At 67.9% G+C, this 14,963-nt stretch carries 13 protein-coding genes and 1 other RNA gene; 6 read left to right on the top strand and 8 right to left on the bottom strand.

The features are described from left to right. Positions 1–23 precede the first annotated feature (23 nt). On the bottom strand, positions 24–1,154 hold the full coding sequence (locus HNP47_RS11085) for an aromatic ring-hydroxylating dioxygenase subunit alpha (RefSeq protein ID WP_184279596.1): 1,131 nt from the start codon (positions 1,152–1,154) through the stop codon (positions 24–26). A gap of 108 nt (positions 1,155–1,262) precedes the next feature. On the opposite strand from HNP47_RS11085, the gene HNP47_RS11080 reads away from it, so the two are divergent. Continuing rightward, a complete protein-coding gene (locus tag HNP47_RS11080) occupies positions 1,263–2,234 on the top strand; it encodes an alpha/beta fold hydrolase (RefSeq protein WP_184279595.1) in 972 nt (323 codons plus the stop codon). Between the two features lie 209 nt (positions 2,235–2,443). Continuing rightward, positions 2,444–4,537, top strand: coding sequence for a transglycosylase domain-containing protein (locus HNP47_RS11075; RefSeq protein WP_184279594.1), 2,094 nt, complete (start codon positions 2,444–2,446; stop codon positions 4,535–4,537). A gap of 71 nt (positions 4,538–4,608) precedes the next feature. Here the strand turns inward: HNP47_RS11075 and HNP47_RS11070 are convergent, their stop codons facing one another. From HNP47_RS11070 to HNP47_RS11055, 4 genes are all read right to left on the bottom strand, one after another. Further along, positions 4,609–4,986: a lysozyme inhibitor LprI family protein gene (locus tag HNP47_RS11070; RefSeq protein WP_221415074.1), complete on the bottom strand. Its 378-nt coding sequence runs from the start codon at positions 4,984–4,986 to the stop codon at positions 4,609–4,611. Between the two features lie 58 nt (positions 4,987–5,044). Further along, on the bottom strand, positions 5,045–5,767 hold the full coding sequence (locus HNP47_RS11065) for a M48 family metallopeptidase (RefSeq protein WP_184279593.1): 723 nt from the start codon (positions 5,765–5,767) through the stop codon (positions 5,045–5,047). Continuing rightward, complete coding sequence (locus tag HNP47_RS11060) at positions 5,733–7,013, bottom strand: polyhydroxyalkanoate depolymerase (protein WP_184279592.1); 1,281 nt, start codon at positions 7,011–7,013, stop codon at positions 5,733–5,735. Before HNP47_RS11060 ends, HNP47_RS11065 begins: the two co-directional genes overlap by 35 nt. A gap of 80 nt (positions 7,014–7,093) precedes the next feature. Next, positions 7,094–7,717 carry an SCO family protein gene (locus HNP47_RS11055; RefSeq protein ID WP_184279591.1) on the bottom strand — a complete coding sequence of 208 codons (624 nt, stop codon included), beginning with the start codon at positions 7,715–7,717 and terminating at the stop codon, positions 7,094–7,096. A gap of 44 nt (positions 7,718–7,761) precedes the next feature. Here HNP47_RS11055 and HNP47_RS11050 point away from each other — a divergent pair, with 44 nt between their 5' ends. Both HNP47_RS11050 and HNP47_RS11045 read left to right on the top strand, forming a co-directional pair. Then, positions 7,762–9,216, top strand: a complete 1,455-nt coding sequence (locus tag HNP47_RS11050; protein ID WP_311770070.1) for an ActS/PrrB/RegB family redox-sensitive histidine kinase — start codon at positions 7,762–7,764, stop codon at positions 9,214–9,216. Between the two features lie 87 nt (positions 9,217–9,303). Further along, positions 9,304–9,858, top strand: coding sequence for an ActR/PrrA/RegA family redox response regulator transcription factor (locus HNP47_RS11045; protein WP_184279590.1), 555 nt, complete (start codon positions 9,304–9,306; stop codon positions 9,856–9,858). 9 nt (positions 9,859–9,867) lie between these two features. On the opposite strand, the gene HNP47_RS11040 is transcribed toward HNP47_RS11045, so the two are convergent. Together HNP47_RS11040 and ffs are read right to left on the bottom strand one after the other, a co-directional pair. Continuing rightward, positions 9,868–11,724, bottom strand: a complete 1,857-nt coding sequence (locus HNP47_RS11040; RefSeq protein ID WP_184279589.1) for a DNA polymerase III subunit gamma/tau — start codon at positions 11,722–11,724, stop codon at positions 9,868–9,870. Positions 11,725–11,864: 140 nt separating this feature from the next. After that, an RNA gene (gene ffs / locus HNP47_RS11035) (signal recognition particle sRNA small type) lies at positions 11,865–11,960 on the bottom strand. Between the two features lie 47 nt (positions 11,961–12,007). On the opposite strand from ffs, the gene nudC reads away from it, so the two are divergent. Then, the gene (nudC, locus tag HNP47_RS11030; RefSeq protein WP_184279588.1) at positions 12,008–12,928 is read left to right on the top strand and encodes an NAD(+) diphosphatase; all 921 of its coding nucleotides are present in this window, start codon (positions 12,008–12,010) and stop codon (positions 12,926–12,928) included. 420 nt (positions 12,929–13,348) lie between these two features. On the opposite strand, the gene HNP47_RS11025 is transcribed toward nudC, so the two are convergent. Continuing rightward, on the bottom strand, positions 13,349–14,071 hold the full coding sequence (locus tag HNP47_RS11025; RefSeq protein WP_184279587.1) for a 3-deoxy-manno-octulosonate cytidylyltransferase: 723 nt from the start codon (positions 14,069–14,071) through the stop codon (positions 13,349–13,351). Between the two features lie 142 nt (positions 14,072–14,213). Here HNP47_RS11025 and HNP47_RS11020 point away from each other — a divergent pair, with 142 nt between their 5' ends. Then, the gene (locus tag HNP47_RS11020; protein ID WP_184279586.1) at positions 14,214–14,948 is read left to right on the top strand and encodes a cytochrome c family protein; all 735 of its coding nucleotides are present in this window, start codon (positions 14,214–14,216) and stop codon (positions 14,946–14,948) included. Positions 14,949–14,963: the final 15 nt, after the last annotated feature.

The following is a 14,963-nucleotide window of genomic DNA, read 5'->3' as shown; positions in this document are numbered from 1 at the left end:
CCGAGGGGAGAAGGACGCGGTCTTCAGCTTTTCCACCTCAGCGTCACAGGCTGGATCGGATTGACGAAGGGGCGCGCCTCGGCGCGGCTCTTGGCCCATTCACGCTTCAGTTGCTGATACCATTTGGCCTGCTTGTCGGCGTCGTCGATCCAGATCAGGGCGGGGTCGTAGCGCAGGCCTTCGTTCTGCAGGTTCACCATGCCGCCGTCCTGTTTCAGGAAGGCGACGACCCCCATGCGCAGGAAAGGCTTGGCCAGGCCGAAAACCCAGTGGTCGGACCAGAAGATCTGGGTGATGCGCGTCTTGGTGTCGGTGATCGGCGTCAGGCAGGTCAGGGCTAGAACCTGTTTTTCGCCCACCTGGATGTGCTCCCAGCGGAAGCCGGGCAGACGGAATGTGATCTCGGTCGCGGGCGCGCCGCCCAGGATCTTGTAGAGGCGGCTGTTCGACGACGGCGCATGCCGCACCATGGCCCAGCCGTACGCGGTCGGGGCGAAGGCCTTGGACTTTTCGTGCATCGAATGTTCGGACCGCCACCACCATTGCTGGTGGACGTAAGGCCCATGCGCCGGATCCATCAGACCGACGACGGCGTGGTCGATGTGGCTGTCGAAATCCATCGCCTCGACCAGCTTGGCCTCGCCGCCGACGACGCCGGGGAAGACCGGCGGCTCGTGGTCCGGCTCCATCGGATTGCGGGCGTCGGACGCCATCCAGACGAAGACGATCCCTTGGCTTTCGCGCACCGGATAGGATCGCACGCGGATGCGATTGGCCTCGAACGCCTGGTCCTCGACCAGAGACGGAATGGCGGCGCAGACGCCGTCGGGCCGGAACCGCCAGCCATGATAGGGGCATTCGACCGTCTCGCCCTCGCCGGGCTTTTCGACCAGCTTGCCGGCCGACAGGGGCGCGGCGCGGTGGGGACAGATGTCGCGCATCGCATAGACCTGGCCCGCGCGGGTGCGGCCGATCAGCACCGGCTCGCCCATGATCTCGTAGCGTTTCAGGCTGGCCGGGGCGACGTCGCGGCCCAGGGCGACGAAATACCAGGCGTCGGTGACGAACCCCTTGCCGAACGGCTGCGCGCCGGCTTTTGAAGGGGCGGGTTCGACTTGGGGGGACTGGACGGGAGCGGCATCGACGGGCTTCATGCCGACTGTCTAACAGAGCCGCGCGGCGCCTGTCTCATATCACCTGACAGAGAACTTTACATATCAAAGTTGGTGCGGCATAAGCGGACGTCAAAGGGGAGTTTGATCATGACCATCGCATCCATTCTGAACCGCACCGTCGGCGCCGCAGCGGCCGCGGCCCTGCTATGTGTCTCACCGGCCGCCCTGGCGCAGGACGGGCATGGCGCCCATGCGGAGGCGGGTCACGCCCACGGACACTCGCATGCCGACTTTCAGTCCGACCGCATCCACGTTCGCGTCGACGGCGACATGGATGGTCGCGACATCATCCTGATCCCTGGCCTCAGCTCCTCGCCGGAGGTCTGGCAGGGGACGGTGGATCATCTGGGCTCGGGTTGGCGCATACACCGCATCCACGTCCAGGGCTTCGCCGGCGCGCCGGCCGAGGGCAATGCGCAAGGTGCGACGCCGTCGCCCGTCGCTGCGCCGGTCGCCGAAGAGATCGCCCGCTACATCCGTGAGAAGGGCCTGACCAAGCTGGTCGTCGTCGGCCATTCGATGGGCGGCACCATCGGCATGATGCTGGCCGCGCGCCATCCTGATGCGGTCGGCAAGCTGATGGTCGTGGACATGATCCCCTTCATGGGCGCGATGTTCGCCGCGCCCGGCGCCTCGGCCGAAAGCGTGACCCCGGTCGCGGACCAGATTTGGGCCGCCCAGGCCACCAGCCCGCGCGAGGCCTATGTCGCCCAGGCGACCACCAGCATCAACGGCATGATCAACACCGAAAGCCGCCGCGCCGAGGCGCTGGAAGACATGCGCGAAAGCGACCAGAAGGTCTCGGCCGCCGCCTTCCGCGAGCTGATCACGACGGACCTGCGTCCCGAACTGGCCAAGATCACCGCCCCGACCGAGGTGGTGTACGCCAAGTTCAACGATCCGCGCATGACGCCCCAGATCACCGACAGCATCTATCGGATGTCGTTCGCCAATCTGAAGGACGCCCAGCTGAAGCGGATCGACGACAGCGCCCACTTCATCATGTTCGACCAGCCCCAGGCCTTCTACGCCGATCTGGACGCCTTCCTGGCGAAATAGGCGCCGTGACCCATCCGTCCGCGACGTGGGTATGACCGTCGAATACGACGGGGCTGAAACCGGCGTTTGGCTGGCCCGGCGCGCCTTTCTTTCGGCGAAATAGCCGCTCACGATCCCGTGAAGTCAGCGGGACCGTTTCGGCGGGCGTTCAGACGCGATACACAGCCGATGAACGAAAACTCGCCCAGGGCGGCATCTGAAGGACGGACATGGCGGGACCGGTGAATGCGGGCGGACCACAGGCGCAGGGCAAGCCCCGCCGGTCGGCCCTGGGACGGTTGTTCTATTGGAGCGCCGTGCTGGCGGTCTGGGGGCTGATCTTCCTGGTCGTCTTCTTCGCCGTCTTCGCGCGCGGCCTGCCGGACACTTCCAGCCTGTATCAGGTCGATCGCCAGCCCTCGATCACCTATCTGGATCGCAATGGGGCGCTGATCGCGACGCGAGGCACCCAGATGGCGCCGCCCGCCGATCTGGACGCCCTGCCGGACTATGTGCCTGCCGCCTTCATCGCGATCGAGGACCGGCGCTTCTATCACCACCCCGGCTTCGACCCCATCGGCATGATGCGGGCGATGGCGACCAACGTCCGCGCCGGGCGGGTGGTGCAGGGCGGTTCGACCCTGACGCAACAACTGGCCAAGAACCTGTTCCTGACGCCCGACCAGAACATGCGCCGCAAGGTGCAGGAGCTGATGCTGGCCGTCTGGCTGGAGATGAAATTCTCCAAGAAGGAGATCCTGGCCCTGTATCTGAACCGGGTCTATTTCGGCGCCGGGGCCTATGGGATCGAGGCGGCGTCGCAGCGCTATTTCGACAAGTCGGCCAAGAACCTGACGGTCGGCGAGGCCGCGCTTCTGGCGGGCCTGCTGAAGGCCCCGTCGCGCTATTCGCCCGTGTCCGAGAGCGAGCGCGCCGCCGCCCGCGCCACCGTCGTGCTGAACGAGATGGAAGAGGCCGGCGTCATCACCGCGGCCCAGCGCGAACAGGCCGTGACCCAGCCGGTCATCGTCTCGCGAACGCTCGCGACCCAGCACGCCCAGTATTTCATCGACTGGCTGGACAAGTCGATCCGCAGCCTGGTCGGCGAACCGACCGAGGACATGGTGGTCGAGACGACGCTGGACCTGACGCTGCAGACGGCGGCCGAGCGGTCGGTGCGCCGCATTCTGGATCGTGACGCCGGCAAGGGCGTGCAGCAGGCGGCCTTGGTCGCGCTGGACGGCGACGGCCGGGTGCGGGCCATGATCGGCGGCTCCTCCTATGCCGACAGCCAGTTCAACCGCGCCGTCGACGCCAAGCGCCAGGCGGGTTCGGCCTTCAAACCCTTCGTCTATCTGGCGGCGGTCGAGGCCGGCTACACGCCCCAGACCCCGGTGGTCGATCAGCCGATCACCATCGGCAACTGGTCGCCCCGCAACTATTCCGGCACCTTCAGCGGAAACATGACCCTGGCTCAGGCCGTGGCCCAGTCGACCAATACGGTGGCGGCCTATGTCGCCGATCAGGTCGGGCGCGACAGCGTGGCCCGCGCCGCGCGGCGTCTGGGCATTGAAAGCCGCATCGGTCTGGAGCCGGCGATGGCGCTGGGCGCGGTCGAGGTCTCGCCGATCGAAATGGCCACCGCCTATGACGCCTTCGCTAACGGCGGCCGCCGTGTCGACGCCTATGGCATCAGCCGCATCCGCACGCCCCAGGGCCGCGTCATCTATCAGCGCCAATCGGGTCAGAGCGGTCAGGCGATCAATAATCCGTCGCTGTACTACATGAACCAGATGCTGCGCGGCGTCGTGACCAGCGGCTCGGGCCGGTCGGCGGCGATCTCGGGCCGGGATCTGGCGGGCAAGACCGGCACGACCTCGGACTACAAGGACGCCTGGTTCGTCGGCTATACCGGCGGCTTCGTCACCGCCGTCTGGGTCGGCAAGGACGACAACACCGCCATGCGCGGCGTGACCGGCGGCTCGTCGCCGGCCGCCATCTGGAAGGGCTTCATGGAGGCGGCCCTGCCGCGCCTGGACGCCCCCGCCATCCCCAACGGTCCGCCCATGCCCGAAGGCTGGGTCGCGCCCGATCCGATCGGCGATCTGATGAGCGGGCTGGACCAGAACGGCCTGCCCATCGAACCCGTCGATCCCCTGGCAGGAGAGCCCTATGTCCCGGACGACCAGGCGCCGATGCAGCCGCCGTCGCCGCAGCCGTCCAGTCCCGCGTCTCCCAAGGGCGGCTATCGCGATGCGCCGAACCCGCAGCAGCCCGAAGGCCGCCCGGCGCCGGAACGCAAGGGCGACGCCCTCTTCTTCTGATCGCGACGCCAACGGCGCGTAAAAAAGGGAGGCGACCCGGCGGTCGCCTCCCTCTGCATTTCAGACGTGGGTCAGCGGGGGCAGGACAGGTCGCCTTCCTGACATTGGCTGAGGGTCCGCAACTGTCGCGTCCGCTCCGTCGTCAGACGCGCGAGGCAGGTCGAATGCACCATCGGATAGGCGGAACCGCCCTGAACGCCGGACGCCTCGAAACGGCATTGCTGATCGCGGAAGCTGATCCAGGTGCGTTGAGCGGTGCGCAACAGGGTGCGGCTTGCGGGTGACAGCCGTGCCATCGTCGTCGTGTACTGGCTGTTCAGCGCCCGATCGGCGCGCTGCAGTTCCTGAGCGGCGTTGGCGTTCATCGTGGCCTGCGACTGGGCGCTGGCGGACGAGGCGGCGGCGACCGCGAGGCCGAGCGCGATCGACAGGGTGATCATCGTTTTCATGGGGCGTTCCTGAGTGGACGAGCCATGCTGAAACGCGCCCGACCGCCGGGGTTTCCGCCTACCGCCCCACGGCGTGCAGCGCGCCGCCGTAATCCTTCAGCCATTTGCGCCAAGGCTTGTGATCCCCGACCAGCCGTTCGACCACGGACCAGTAGGCCGGGCTGTGGTCGGCGTGGACCAGGTGGGCGACCTCGTGGGCGGCGAGGTAGTCGATGACCGGGGGCGGGGCCATGATGACGCGCCAGGAATAGCGGATGGTGCGGTTGTGCGGGCTGCACGAACCCCAGCGCGACCGGGTGTCGGCGATGCCCATCTTGACCGGGCCCTGGCCCAGGGCGCGCAGATGGTGGTCGGTGCGTTCCAGCAGCGTATCACGCGCCTCGCGCTTCAACAGGTTCTCGACCCGGCGAGCATAGGCCTCGCCCTCGCCGCCTGAGCGGATGATCGTCCCGTCCTCGACCAGGCGCGCGGCGCCCGCGCCGGGCACGGCCTCAAGCCGCACGAGCCTACCGCGCAGGGAGATGACCTGGCCCGGTTCCAGCGGGCGGCTCTTGGGGCGGACGGCCAGGCGTTCGCTGATCCACACGGCCTTGGATCGGGCGAAGGCGACGGCCTGGCCCAGGCCGCGCTCGCTCGGGGCGATGACCACGGCCTCGCCAGCGCGCGCGTCGATCCGCACCGACAGACGTCGCGCGCGTGGATTGACCGAAAGCCTGAGGACGGGACCAGCGCCGGCCCCGCTTTCGTCAAGCGGCAGCCGCTGACCGTTGCGATACGCCACCGGCGGCCTCGTTCTGGGCGATGAAATCGCGCACGCGGGGATAGATCTCGTCGCGGAAGCGCCGGCCGTTGAACACGCCGTAATGGCCCACGCCCGGCTGGACGTAGAGGACGCGGCGATCCTCGGGGATATTGGGGCACAGGCCGTGCGCGGCCTGGGTCTGGCCGACGCCGGAGATGTCGTCCTTCTCGCCTTCGACGGTCATCAGGCCGATGTCGGTGATCCTGGACAGATCGACCTTGCGCCCGCGATGCTCCAACAGCCCCCGCGCCAGCAGATGCTGCTGGAAGACGATGTCGATGGTCTGGAGGTAGAATTCTTCGGTCAGGTCCAGCACCGACAGATAATCGTCGTAGAATTCCTCGTGCTTCTCGACCCCGTCGCCGTCGCCAGCGATCAGACTGGTGAAATAGTTCCAGTGGGCGTCGCGGTGGCGATCCTCGTTCATCGACATGAAGCTGTAGAGCTGGACGAAGCCCGGATAGACGCGCCGCCCGAAGCCCGCATAGGGCAGGGGCACGGTGTGGATCATGTTCGACTTGAACCAGGTGAAGGGCTTTTCCTCGGCCAACTGGTTGGTGACGGTCGGCGACAGGCGCGCGTCGATGGGCGACCCCATGAAGGTCATCGACAGGGGACGGTTTTCGTCCCCGTCCTCAGCCATCACCGCGCCGGCGGCCAGAACGGGCGGGCCGGGCTGGCACACGCCGACGACGTGGGCGCGGCCGCCGATCTCGGCCAGCATCAGCCGGACGTGGTCGATGTAGTCGAAGAAGTCGAACCGGCCCTCAAGCATCGGCACCTGGCGGGCGTTGACCCAGTCGGTGACATAGACGTCGTGGTCCTGAAGGAAAGCCTCGACCGTACCGCGCAGCAGGGTGGCGTAGTGGCCCGACAGCGGCGCCACAATCAGGACTGCCGGGCCGGAGGCGGGCTTCTTGGCGCGCTTCAGGTCGCCGATGTTGCGGGCGAAGCGGACCAGGCGGCACCACGGGCTCTGCCAGATCACCTGTTCGGTGGTGCGCACCGGCTTGCCGCCGATGTCGATGGTTTCCAGCTTCCAGGCTGGCTTGCCGTAGCGCCGCGTCACGCTCTCGAACAGTTCGGCCGAGGCGTAGGCCGTGCGGCCGATGGCGGTGTCGGCCGCCGGGTTGAACGGCGAGGTCCAGAAGCTGCGGGCCAGTTGCGCGCCGACCCGGAACGGCAGGGCCGACTGGTAGGCGAGTTCGTGAAAGGCGTAGAGCATGACGATCCGATACGGCCGAGCGCCGTTTGTGCAGGGCAACATATAATGCATCACCCTGCAAAAGGATTATGGGGTCGCCGCTAACCCCGCGCCATCGCCTGTTCGATGATCCTGGTCGTCTTGTCCGGCCCCATTCCATAGGCGACGGCGGTGCGGAACTTGCCGTCCGGCCCCATCAGATAGACGGTCAGGGAGTGGTTCATCGTATAGCCCTCGCCCTCGCCGACCTTCTGATAGAAGGCGCGGTAGGCCTTGGCGGCGGTCGCCACCTGCTCGGGCGTGCCCGTCAGGCCGATGGTCCCCTTGGGAAAGCCGTCGGACGACAGATAGTCCTTCAGCGCCTGGGGCGTGTCGCGTTCGGGATCGACGCTGACGAAGACGATCTGCAGATTGTCCGCCTTGTCGCCCAGCCGCTGCTGCACCGCGCCCAGCTCAGCGAGAGTGGTCGGGCAGAACTCGGGACAGTAGGTGAAGCCGAAGAAGACCAGGCTCCATTTGCCGTTCAGCATCGTCTGATCGACGGGCTGCCCATCCTGATTGACCAGTTTAAAGTCGCCGCCGACGAGAGGCTGACCGGTCGACGTCACCTCGGCGCCGTCCGATGTGGGCGCACGACCGCTGACCACCACGACTGTGATGATGGCGAGCGCCACGGCGATGGCGATGCAGGCGCCCGCGAACAGCAGGATGGAACGACGCGGCATGACGGCCTCTCACGAAACGGATGTGATCGGTCTATAGAAGGCGTGTGACCTCGACAGAAGCCCGCATGGCGCCGCACGGCGCATCCTCCTCGGAGCCCTTGAACGGCTGGAGCGATGCGCCGCGTCGCGGACGGGGGTTTTCGCTGCGGACCCTGATCGTTCTGCGCTGGCTGACCATCATCGGCCAGAGCGCGGCGATCCTGACGGCGCATCAGGGGCTGCATTTTCCCCTGCCGCTCTGGCCGTGCCTGATCGTTATCGCGATCAGCGCGGCGGTGAATGTGGGGGCCATGGGGCGGGTGCGCCGGCTGGAGGCCAGCTTGCCCGACGGGCGCACGACGGCGATCCATCTGGGCTTCGACATCTTCCAGCTGGGCGTGTTGCTGGGTCTGACGGGCGGGCTGGAGAATCCGTTCTGCTTGCTGCTGGTCGCGCCCGTGACTATCGCGGCGGCGGCCCTGCCGGCGCGTCAGGCCCTGATGCTGGGCGTGTTGGCGCTGATCGCGGTCGGGGTGCTGTTCTTTTGGTCCGAGCCATTGCCCTGGCGGCCGCATGAGAACTTCCACCTGCCGACGCTTTATCGTCTCGGCATGGCCATGGCCCTGGTGACCGGCGTGGTCTTCACCGCCGGCTATGCCTGGCGGGTGGCGGCCGATGCGGAGAAGCTGGAACTGGCTCTGGCGACCACTCAGGACGTGCTCCAACGCGAACAGAGGCTGGCGGCGCTGGGCGGGCTGGCGGCGGCGGCGGCGCATGAGCTCGGCACGCCGCTGGCGACCATTCAGGTGGTGGCCAAGGAGCTTCAGCGCGCCTCGGCTCCCGACAGCGACGCGGCCGAGGACGCAACCCTGATCCTGCAACAGGCCGAACGGTGCCGGGGCATCCTGACCCAGTTGTCGCAACAGCCCGAGGGCGACGACGCCCTGTATGCCGACGTCTCGCTGAAGGCCCTGCTGGAAGAGGTGGTGGAGCCGCATCGGGGCTTCGACCTGGCCTTTGATGTGCTGGTCAAGACGCCGCCGGGTCAGCCCGCGCCGCGCGTGCGCCGGATGCCAGAGGTGATCCACGGCCTGTCCACCCTGGTCGAGAACGCGGCCGATTTCGCCAAGACGACGGTACGGGTCCAGGCGGTGGTGGACGCCGGCTGGATCGAGATCGAGATTCTGGACGATGGTCCGGGCTTCGCAGGCGACATCCTGCCCCGGCTGGGCGAGCCCTATGTGACCAGTCGGCCGCAGGGCAAGGCGCGCCAGGCCCTGGCCGCCCAGATCGCCGCCGCCGCCCGTCCGTCCAAACCCCGCGCAACGGTCGAGCCGCCCATCGCCCCCAGTCAGGGCGGCATGGGCCTGGGCTTCTTCATCGCCCGCACCCTGCTGGAACGGACAGGCGGCTCTGTCAGCGTGGGGCAGGGCCTGCCGCAATCGGAGGCCAAGGGCTCGGCACGCGGCGCGCGCGTGGCGGTGCGCTGGGCGCGGCCGGCGTTGGAGGTCGCGTCATGAGGCGATTGGGTCCAAGCGTCGCAGGCGGAACCTTGGCCTTGACCCGCGCGCTACCCGTCCCGACTTGAAGCGGCAGGAGAGAAACGCATGTCAGAACTCGAATCCCGCATCGCCGCCCTGCCCGACAAGTCCCTGCTGCTGCTGGACGACGACCAGGCCCTGCGCACCCGGATGGGGCGGGCGCTGGAGGCGCGCGGCTTTCAGGTGACGACCGCTGAATCCGTTGCTGAGGCGATGCAGCTGCTGCGCGACAAGGCCCCGGCCTTCGCCGTGCTGGACATGCGGCTTGAGGATGGCAACGGCCTGAAGATCGTCGAAGCGGTGCGCGAAAAGCGCGAGGACGCCCGCATCGTCATGGTGACCGGCTACGGCGCCATCGCCACGGCGGTCGCGGCGGTCAAGGCCGGCGCCGTCGACTATCTGTCCAAGCCCGCCGACGCCGACGACGTGGTCAAGGCCCTGCTCGCCACCGGCGATTCGCCCGAGCCGCCCGAAAACCCGATGAGCGCCGACCGCGTGCGCTGGGAGCATATCCAGCGCGTCTATGAGCTTTGCGACCACAATGTCTCGGAGACAGCGCGCCGCCTGGGCATGCACCGCCGCACCCTGCAACGCATCCTGGCCAAGCGCGCACCGCGGTAGACCGCAACCTCAGTCCTCGTCGTCGTCCTCGACCACGTCGGGGATTTCCGGGGTGACCACGGTCGGGGCGATGGTCTTGATCTCGCCCAGCTTGGCGCCGGGGAAGGCCTGGAGCACCGCCTGGACAAAGGGATTGGCCTCGACCTCGGCGCGTTCGGCGGCGCGGGCCTTTTTCTGGATTTCGATGACCGTCTCGGCGCCGCCCTGGCCGTTGGCGGCGATAAGCCAGGTGCGGCCGGTCCATTCGCGCAGGCGCGCCGACAGCTTGCGGGCCAGTTCGATGGGCGCGCCCTGGACGCTTTCATAGACAATGGCGCCGGGCTTGAACGAGACCGGCTTCACATACCGCTCCACATCCATCTGAAGCCCGACCTCGCGCTTCTCGCCGATCAGGGCGACGACCTGTTCGAAGGTTTGCGGATCGGGCAGGGCGGGGGCCATGACGGGGCGAGCGGCCAGCTGCGCCCCCGTACTGGCGTGGCTTCCGCCGCCGCCACCGCCGCCACGCGGGGCCGAGCCGCCTCCAATCGGTTCGCCGGACTGCAGCCGCTTCAGCGCCTCCTCCGGCCCCGGCAGGTCGGCGGCGTAGGCCAGGCGCACGATGGCCATCTCGACCGAATCGGCCGGATTGGGCGCGCGCCGCACCTCGTCCAGCGCCTTCAGCAGCATCTGCCAGGTCCGCGACAGGGTCGCGGCCGGAATGGCCGCGCCCAGGGCCGCCAGCTTCTGGGCTTGATCATTGGGCAGGCGCGTCGCGTTCGGGCCCAGCATCTTGGCGACCGAGGCGGCGTGGCAATGTTCTAGCAGGTCGTTGGTCACCTGCACCGGATCGGCGCCGAAGCCATAGAGGGTGCGGAAACTCTCCAGCGCCTCGGGCGTGCGGCCGGCCATGACGCTTTCGAACAGGGCGATGGTCTGGGTGCGGTCGGCCAGACCCAACATGTCGCGCACCGTCTCGGTCTTGACCGTCTCGCCGCGCTCAGCCTGCACCAGGGCCTGGTCCAGCAGCGACAGGCCGTCGCGCACCGACCCCTCGGCCGCGCGTGAGATCAATGCGAGGGCGTCGTTCTCGATCTTCATGCCTTCGCGGTCGGCGATCCGGCCCAGGTGCTCGACCAGGATTTCCGGCTCGACCCGACGCAGGTCGAAGCGCTGGCACCGGCTCAGGATCGTCACCGGCACCTTGCGGATCTCGGTGGTGGCGAAGATGAATTTGGCGTGGGGCGGCGGCTCTTCCAGCGTCTTCAGCAGGGCGTTGAACGCCTGCGTCGACAGCATGTGGACCTCGTCCAGCACATAGACCTTGTAGCGCGCCTCGACGGGCGCATAGCGGACGCTTTCCAGGATGTCGCGAATGTCGTTGACGCCGGTGTGCGACGCCGCGTCCATCTCCATCACATCCATATGCTGGCCGGCCATGATGGCGGCGTCGTGCCGGCCGTGGGCGGTCAGGGTCAGCGACGGCTTGTCGATGACGTCGGTTTCGTTGTTCAGGGCGCGGGCCAAAAGGCGAGCGGTGGTCGTCTTGCCGACGCCGCGCACGCCCGTCAGCATGAAGGCGTGGGCGATCCGGCCCGTGGCGAAGGCGTTGGTCAGGGTGCGCACCATCGCCTCCTGACCGATCAGATCTTCGAAGGTGCGCGGCCGATACTTGCGCGCCAGCACCTGATAGGCGGCGCCGTCATCGACGTGGGGCGCGACTTCGGCGCGGGCGGGCTTGGTGACCGGGGCGGCGGCGGGCGCAACGACCGGCTCGGGCGCCGCTGCGGCCGGCGCGCCGAACATGTCGTCGGTGTTCTCGTCGCGCGGGGCGACGTCGTCCTCTTCCCAAGGCGGGCCGTCGAGATTCGTATCGCTGTCCGTCATGGAAAGACGTCTTACAGCGGCTGAGGGGCGGGAAGAAGCGATTCCCATCAGCCTTCCCCCGTGGAGAGAAGGAATGGGCGCACCAGACGCGCTCAAGCAGCGAGCCGCCGCGCGGCGAGCGATAGCGCACTAAAGATGTGAGGAAGTAGAGACCGCGACCCGAAGGGGAATTCGTTGTGGCTGCTGCCTTCCGGCCCTGACCAGATTGGCGAAACCTTCGCCCGCGATCTCCAAGCGGAGATATGACGGGTGCGGCGGTTGGAATCAAGAGTTACAAGGCCGCATGGCCCATCAGAACACCTTTGCCGGCAATCCGCTCGATCGGGCCGGCGACCTGAGGAATGATCCCGACTGGCTGGCCGAGCAGGCCGCCAAGTCCTACGCCCAGGCCCTGGCGCTCTGGGAAGGGCGGCCGCTGATCGAGGAGACGGGCGAGGGGCCGAGGCTGGCGTGGCTGCAGATGCGCCATGCGCGCGCTCTGGTGCGCGATCGCGAGGCGTTTCTGGGCCTGTGGAACGACGAACCCGTCTTCGCCATCGAGTTCGAAGGCTCCATCGATCCGACCGACGGGCCGCTGGCCGGGCTGGGCGCCTTTCAAGAGATGCGCGCGGCGGCGGCGATCCTGCCGGCGGCGGATGCGGCGATCGCGGGCGGGGCCAAGAGCCTGTTCGACTGGCGACGCAAACACGGCTTCTGCGCCAACTGCGGCACGCTGAGCGAGACGGCGTCGGGCGGCTGGAAGCGGATCTGCCCGGCCTGCGGCGCCGAACATTTCCCGCGCGTCGATCCGGTCACCATCATGCTGCCGGTTTATAAGGGCGGGGCCGAGCCCATCTGCCTGCTGGGCCGTCAGGCGGCCTGGCCTGCCGGGCGGATGTCGGCCCTGGCCGGTTTCCTGGAACCGGGCGAATCCATCGAGGAGGCCTGCGCCCGCGAGGTGAAAGAAGAGGCCGGCCTGACCGTGATCGCCACGGCCTATCACTCCAGCCAGCCCTGGCCCTTCCCGTCGCAACTGATGATCGGGCTGATCGCAGAGGTGTCGGACGATCAGGCGCAACCGGACCAGACGGAACTGGAAGCGGTCGCCTGGCTGACGCGGGCCGAGGCGCGCGCCGTGCTGGCGGGCGATCACGCCAGCATTCAGGCCCCGCCGCCCTTCGCCATCGCCCACAGCCTGATCAAGGCCTGGGTCGAGGAGGCCTGACGACTGTCTCTCCCTCCCCAGCGGGGGAGGGTGGTCGCGCAGCGACCGGGTGGGGACGGCCCGGCAGGGCCGCACCTGTTTGATTAGAGACAGGTCCCTGGGACGTCGCCTTGCCACCCCCACCCGACCTCGCTCCGCTCGGTCACCCTCCCCGAAGCGGGGAGGGAGAAATCCGTCTCCATCCCACTTGGACAAACGAAACCGCGCCGTTTCAAGGGTTTACGGCTCCGCATCGACCGTTTGCCATACAGGGTCCCGACCCGGCCTATAATGCCGACGGGTCTTTGACATCGTCGCGCGACCAGCGTCGCAAAAGAAATTGCACCCGTGCAATTCGGTCGAAATTATTCCTAGGTAAATCAGTTATATCCGCTGAAATTGCACGCCATTGCACCATTTTCGCTGGGTGCAATTCCGGCGTTAGACCAGCGCCCGCGCCGCCTCCAGGTCGGCGGGATTGTCGACGGACAGGGGGGCTTCGTCGATGACGGCGGCCCAGATCTGCATGCCCATCTCGAGCGCACGCAGCTGCTCCAGCTTCTCGCGCTTCTCCAGCGGCGACGGCGGCGCGGCACAGAAGCGGTTCAGCGCCTCGCGGCGATAGCCATAGACGCCGATATGGCGCCAGACGGGGGCGTCGCCATACAGGGTCGAACGGGTGAAATAGAGGGCGCGCGCCTGGCGTTCGCCTTCGCCCAGGGCCAGCACCGCCTTGACCACATCGGGATTGGTCCGGTCCGATGCCTCGGCCTCGGCGGCGACCAGGGTGGCGATGTCGCAGGTCGGCTCGCCGTGCAGAATGGCGGCGCAGGCGACGGCCAGACCGGGGCTGGCGAAGGGCATGTCGCCTTGAACGTTGATGACGGCGTCGAAATCGCCCTCGGGGTCGATGGCGTCCACGGCGGCGCGAATGCGGTCCGAGCCCGAGGGCAGAGCCGGGTCGGTCAGGACGGCGCGGCCGCCTGCGGCTTCCACCGCCTCGACGATCTCGGGATCGCCGGCGGCGACCACGACCGGCAGGCCCGAGGCCTCGGCCTGGCGATAGGCGCGCACGATCATCGGCGTGTCGCCGATCAGGGCCAACGGCTTGTTCGGCAGACGGGTCGCGGCCATGCGAGCCGGTATCATTATCAACGGATTCATCGACTTCCCTGACGCCTGTCTGGCCCGTCGCGCGTTGGGCCGGTTGCGAAGGCGGCGCTACCGTGCCAGAGACGCCAAAGCAAGATTATGTCCGGGGCGTGTTTTCGAGGGGCCCGGCCGGCAGAGGGAAACGACCAGGCGTATGAGCGGCGATCTTAAGTGGAACAAGATTTTCGGCGCGGCTCTGGGGACGGCGTTCGTCATCCTGGTCGTCCAGCAGGCCTCGGGCCTCGTCTATCATTCGGAAGCCCCCGAAAAGATGGGCTATTTCGTCGATGCGCCGGAAGAAGCCGCCGGCGGTGAAGCCGCCGAACTGGCGCCCGACTGGGGCACGGTGCTGCCGACCGCCGATCTGGCCGCCGGCGAGGCCGCCTTCGCGCGTTGCCAGGCCTGCCATGACGCGCACCAGGGCGGTGCCGACAAGATCGGTCCGAATCTGTGGGGCGTGGTCGGTGGGCCGGTCATGCACCGTCCGGGCTTTGCCTATTCCGACGCCATGGCCAAGCATAAGGCCGAGGCGCCGACCTGGGGCTATGACCAGATCAACAGCTTCATCACGGCCCCGGCCAAATATGTGCCAGGCACCAAGATGTCCTTCGCCGGCATCCGCGACACCCAGACGCGCATCAATCTGATCGCCTGGCTGCGCACTCAGGGCTCGGGCGGCTTCGCAATCCCGGCGCCGGATCCCACCCGTCAGCCTGGCGCGGCCGCGCCAGCCGCCGGCGCGCCTGCAACGGGCGAGGCCCCGGTGACCGAAGGCGCCGCGGCGACCGAAGCGACCGGCACCACCCCGGCCGTCGGCGCCCCCGCCGCGTCGCAGGCGACCCCGGCGGCCCCGCCCGCCGCGACGGCGTCTGCGCCGCCCAACACCTGATCGTTCTGGCGATGA

It is taken from the genome of Brevundimonas vesicularis, assembly GCF_014204545.1.
Lineage (GTDB): Bacteria > Pseudomonadota > Alphaproteobacteria > Caulobacterales > Caulobacteraceae > Brevundimonas > Brevundimonas vesicularis_B.
The sequence above is the reverse complement of the archived record's forward strand: the minus strand, read 5'-3'. Positions and strand labels throughout refer to the sequence as shown.

Coding starts and splice junctions, on each gene's coding strand:
- HNP47_RS11085 (WP_184279596.1), bottom strand. CDS start 1,154: ATGAAGCCCGTCGATGCCGCTCCCGTCCAGTCCCCCCAAGTCGAACCC.
- HNP47_RS11080 (WP_184279595.1), top strand. CDS start 1,263: ATGACCATCGCATCCATTCTGAACCGCACCGTCGGCGCCGCAGCGGCC.
- HNP47_RS11075 (WP_184279594.1), top strand. CDS start 2,444: ATGGCGGGACCGGTGAATGCGGGCGGACCACAGGCGCAGGGCAAGCCC.
- HNP47_RS11070 (WP_221415074.1), bottom strand. CDS start 4,986: ATGAAAACGATGATCACCCTGTCGATCGCGCTCGGCCTCGCGGTCGCC.
- HNP47_RS11060 (WP_184279592.1), bottom strand. CDS start 7,013: ATGCTCTACGCCTTTCACGAACTCGCCTACCAGTCGGCCCTGCCGTTC.
- HNP47_RS11055 (WP_184279591.1), bottom strand. CDS start 7,717: ATGCCGCGTCGTTCCATCCTGCTGTTCGCGGGCGCCTGCATCGCCATC.
- HNP47_RS11045 (WP_184279590.1), top strand. CDS start 9,304: ATGTCAGAACTCGAATCCCGCATCGCCGCCCTGCCCGACAAGTCCCTG.
- HNP47_RS11040 (WP_184279589.1), bottom strand. CDS start 11,724: ATGACGGACAGCGATACGAATCTCGACGGCCCGCCTTGGGAAGAGGAC.
- nudC (WP_184279588.1), top strand. CDS start 12,008: ATGGCCCATCAGAACACCTTTGCCGGCAATCCGCTCGATCGGGCCGGC.
- HNP47_RS11025 (WP_184279587.1), bottom strand. CDS start 14,071: ATGAATCCGTTGATAATGATACCGGCTCGCATGGCCGCGACCCGTCTG.
- HNP47_RS11020 (WP_184279586.1), top strand. CDS start 14,214: ATGAGCGGCGATCTTAAGTGGAACAAGATTTTCGGCGCGGCTCTGGGG.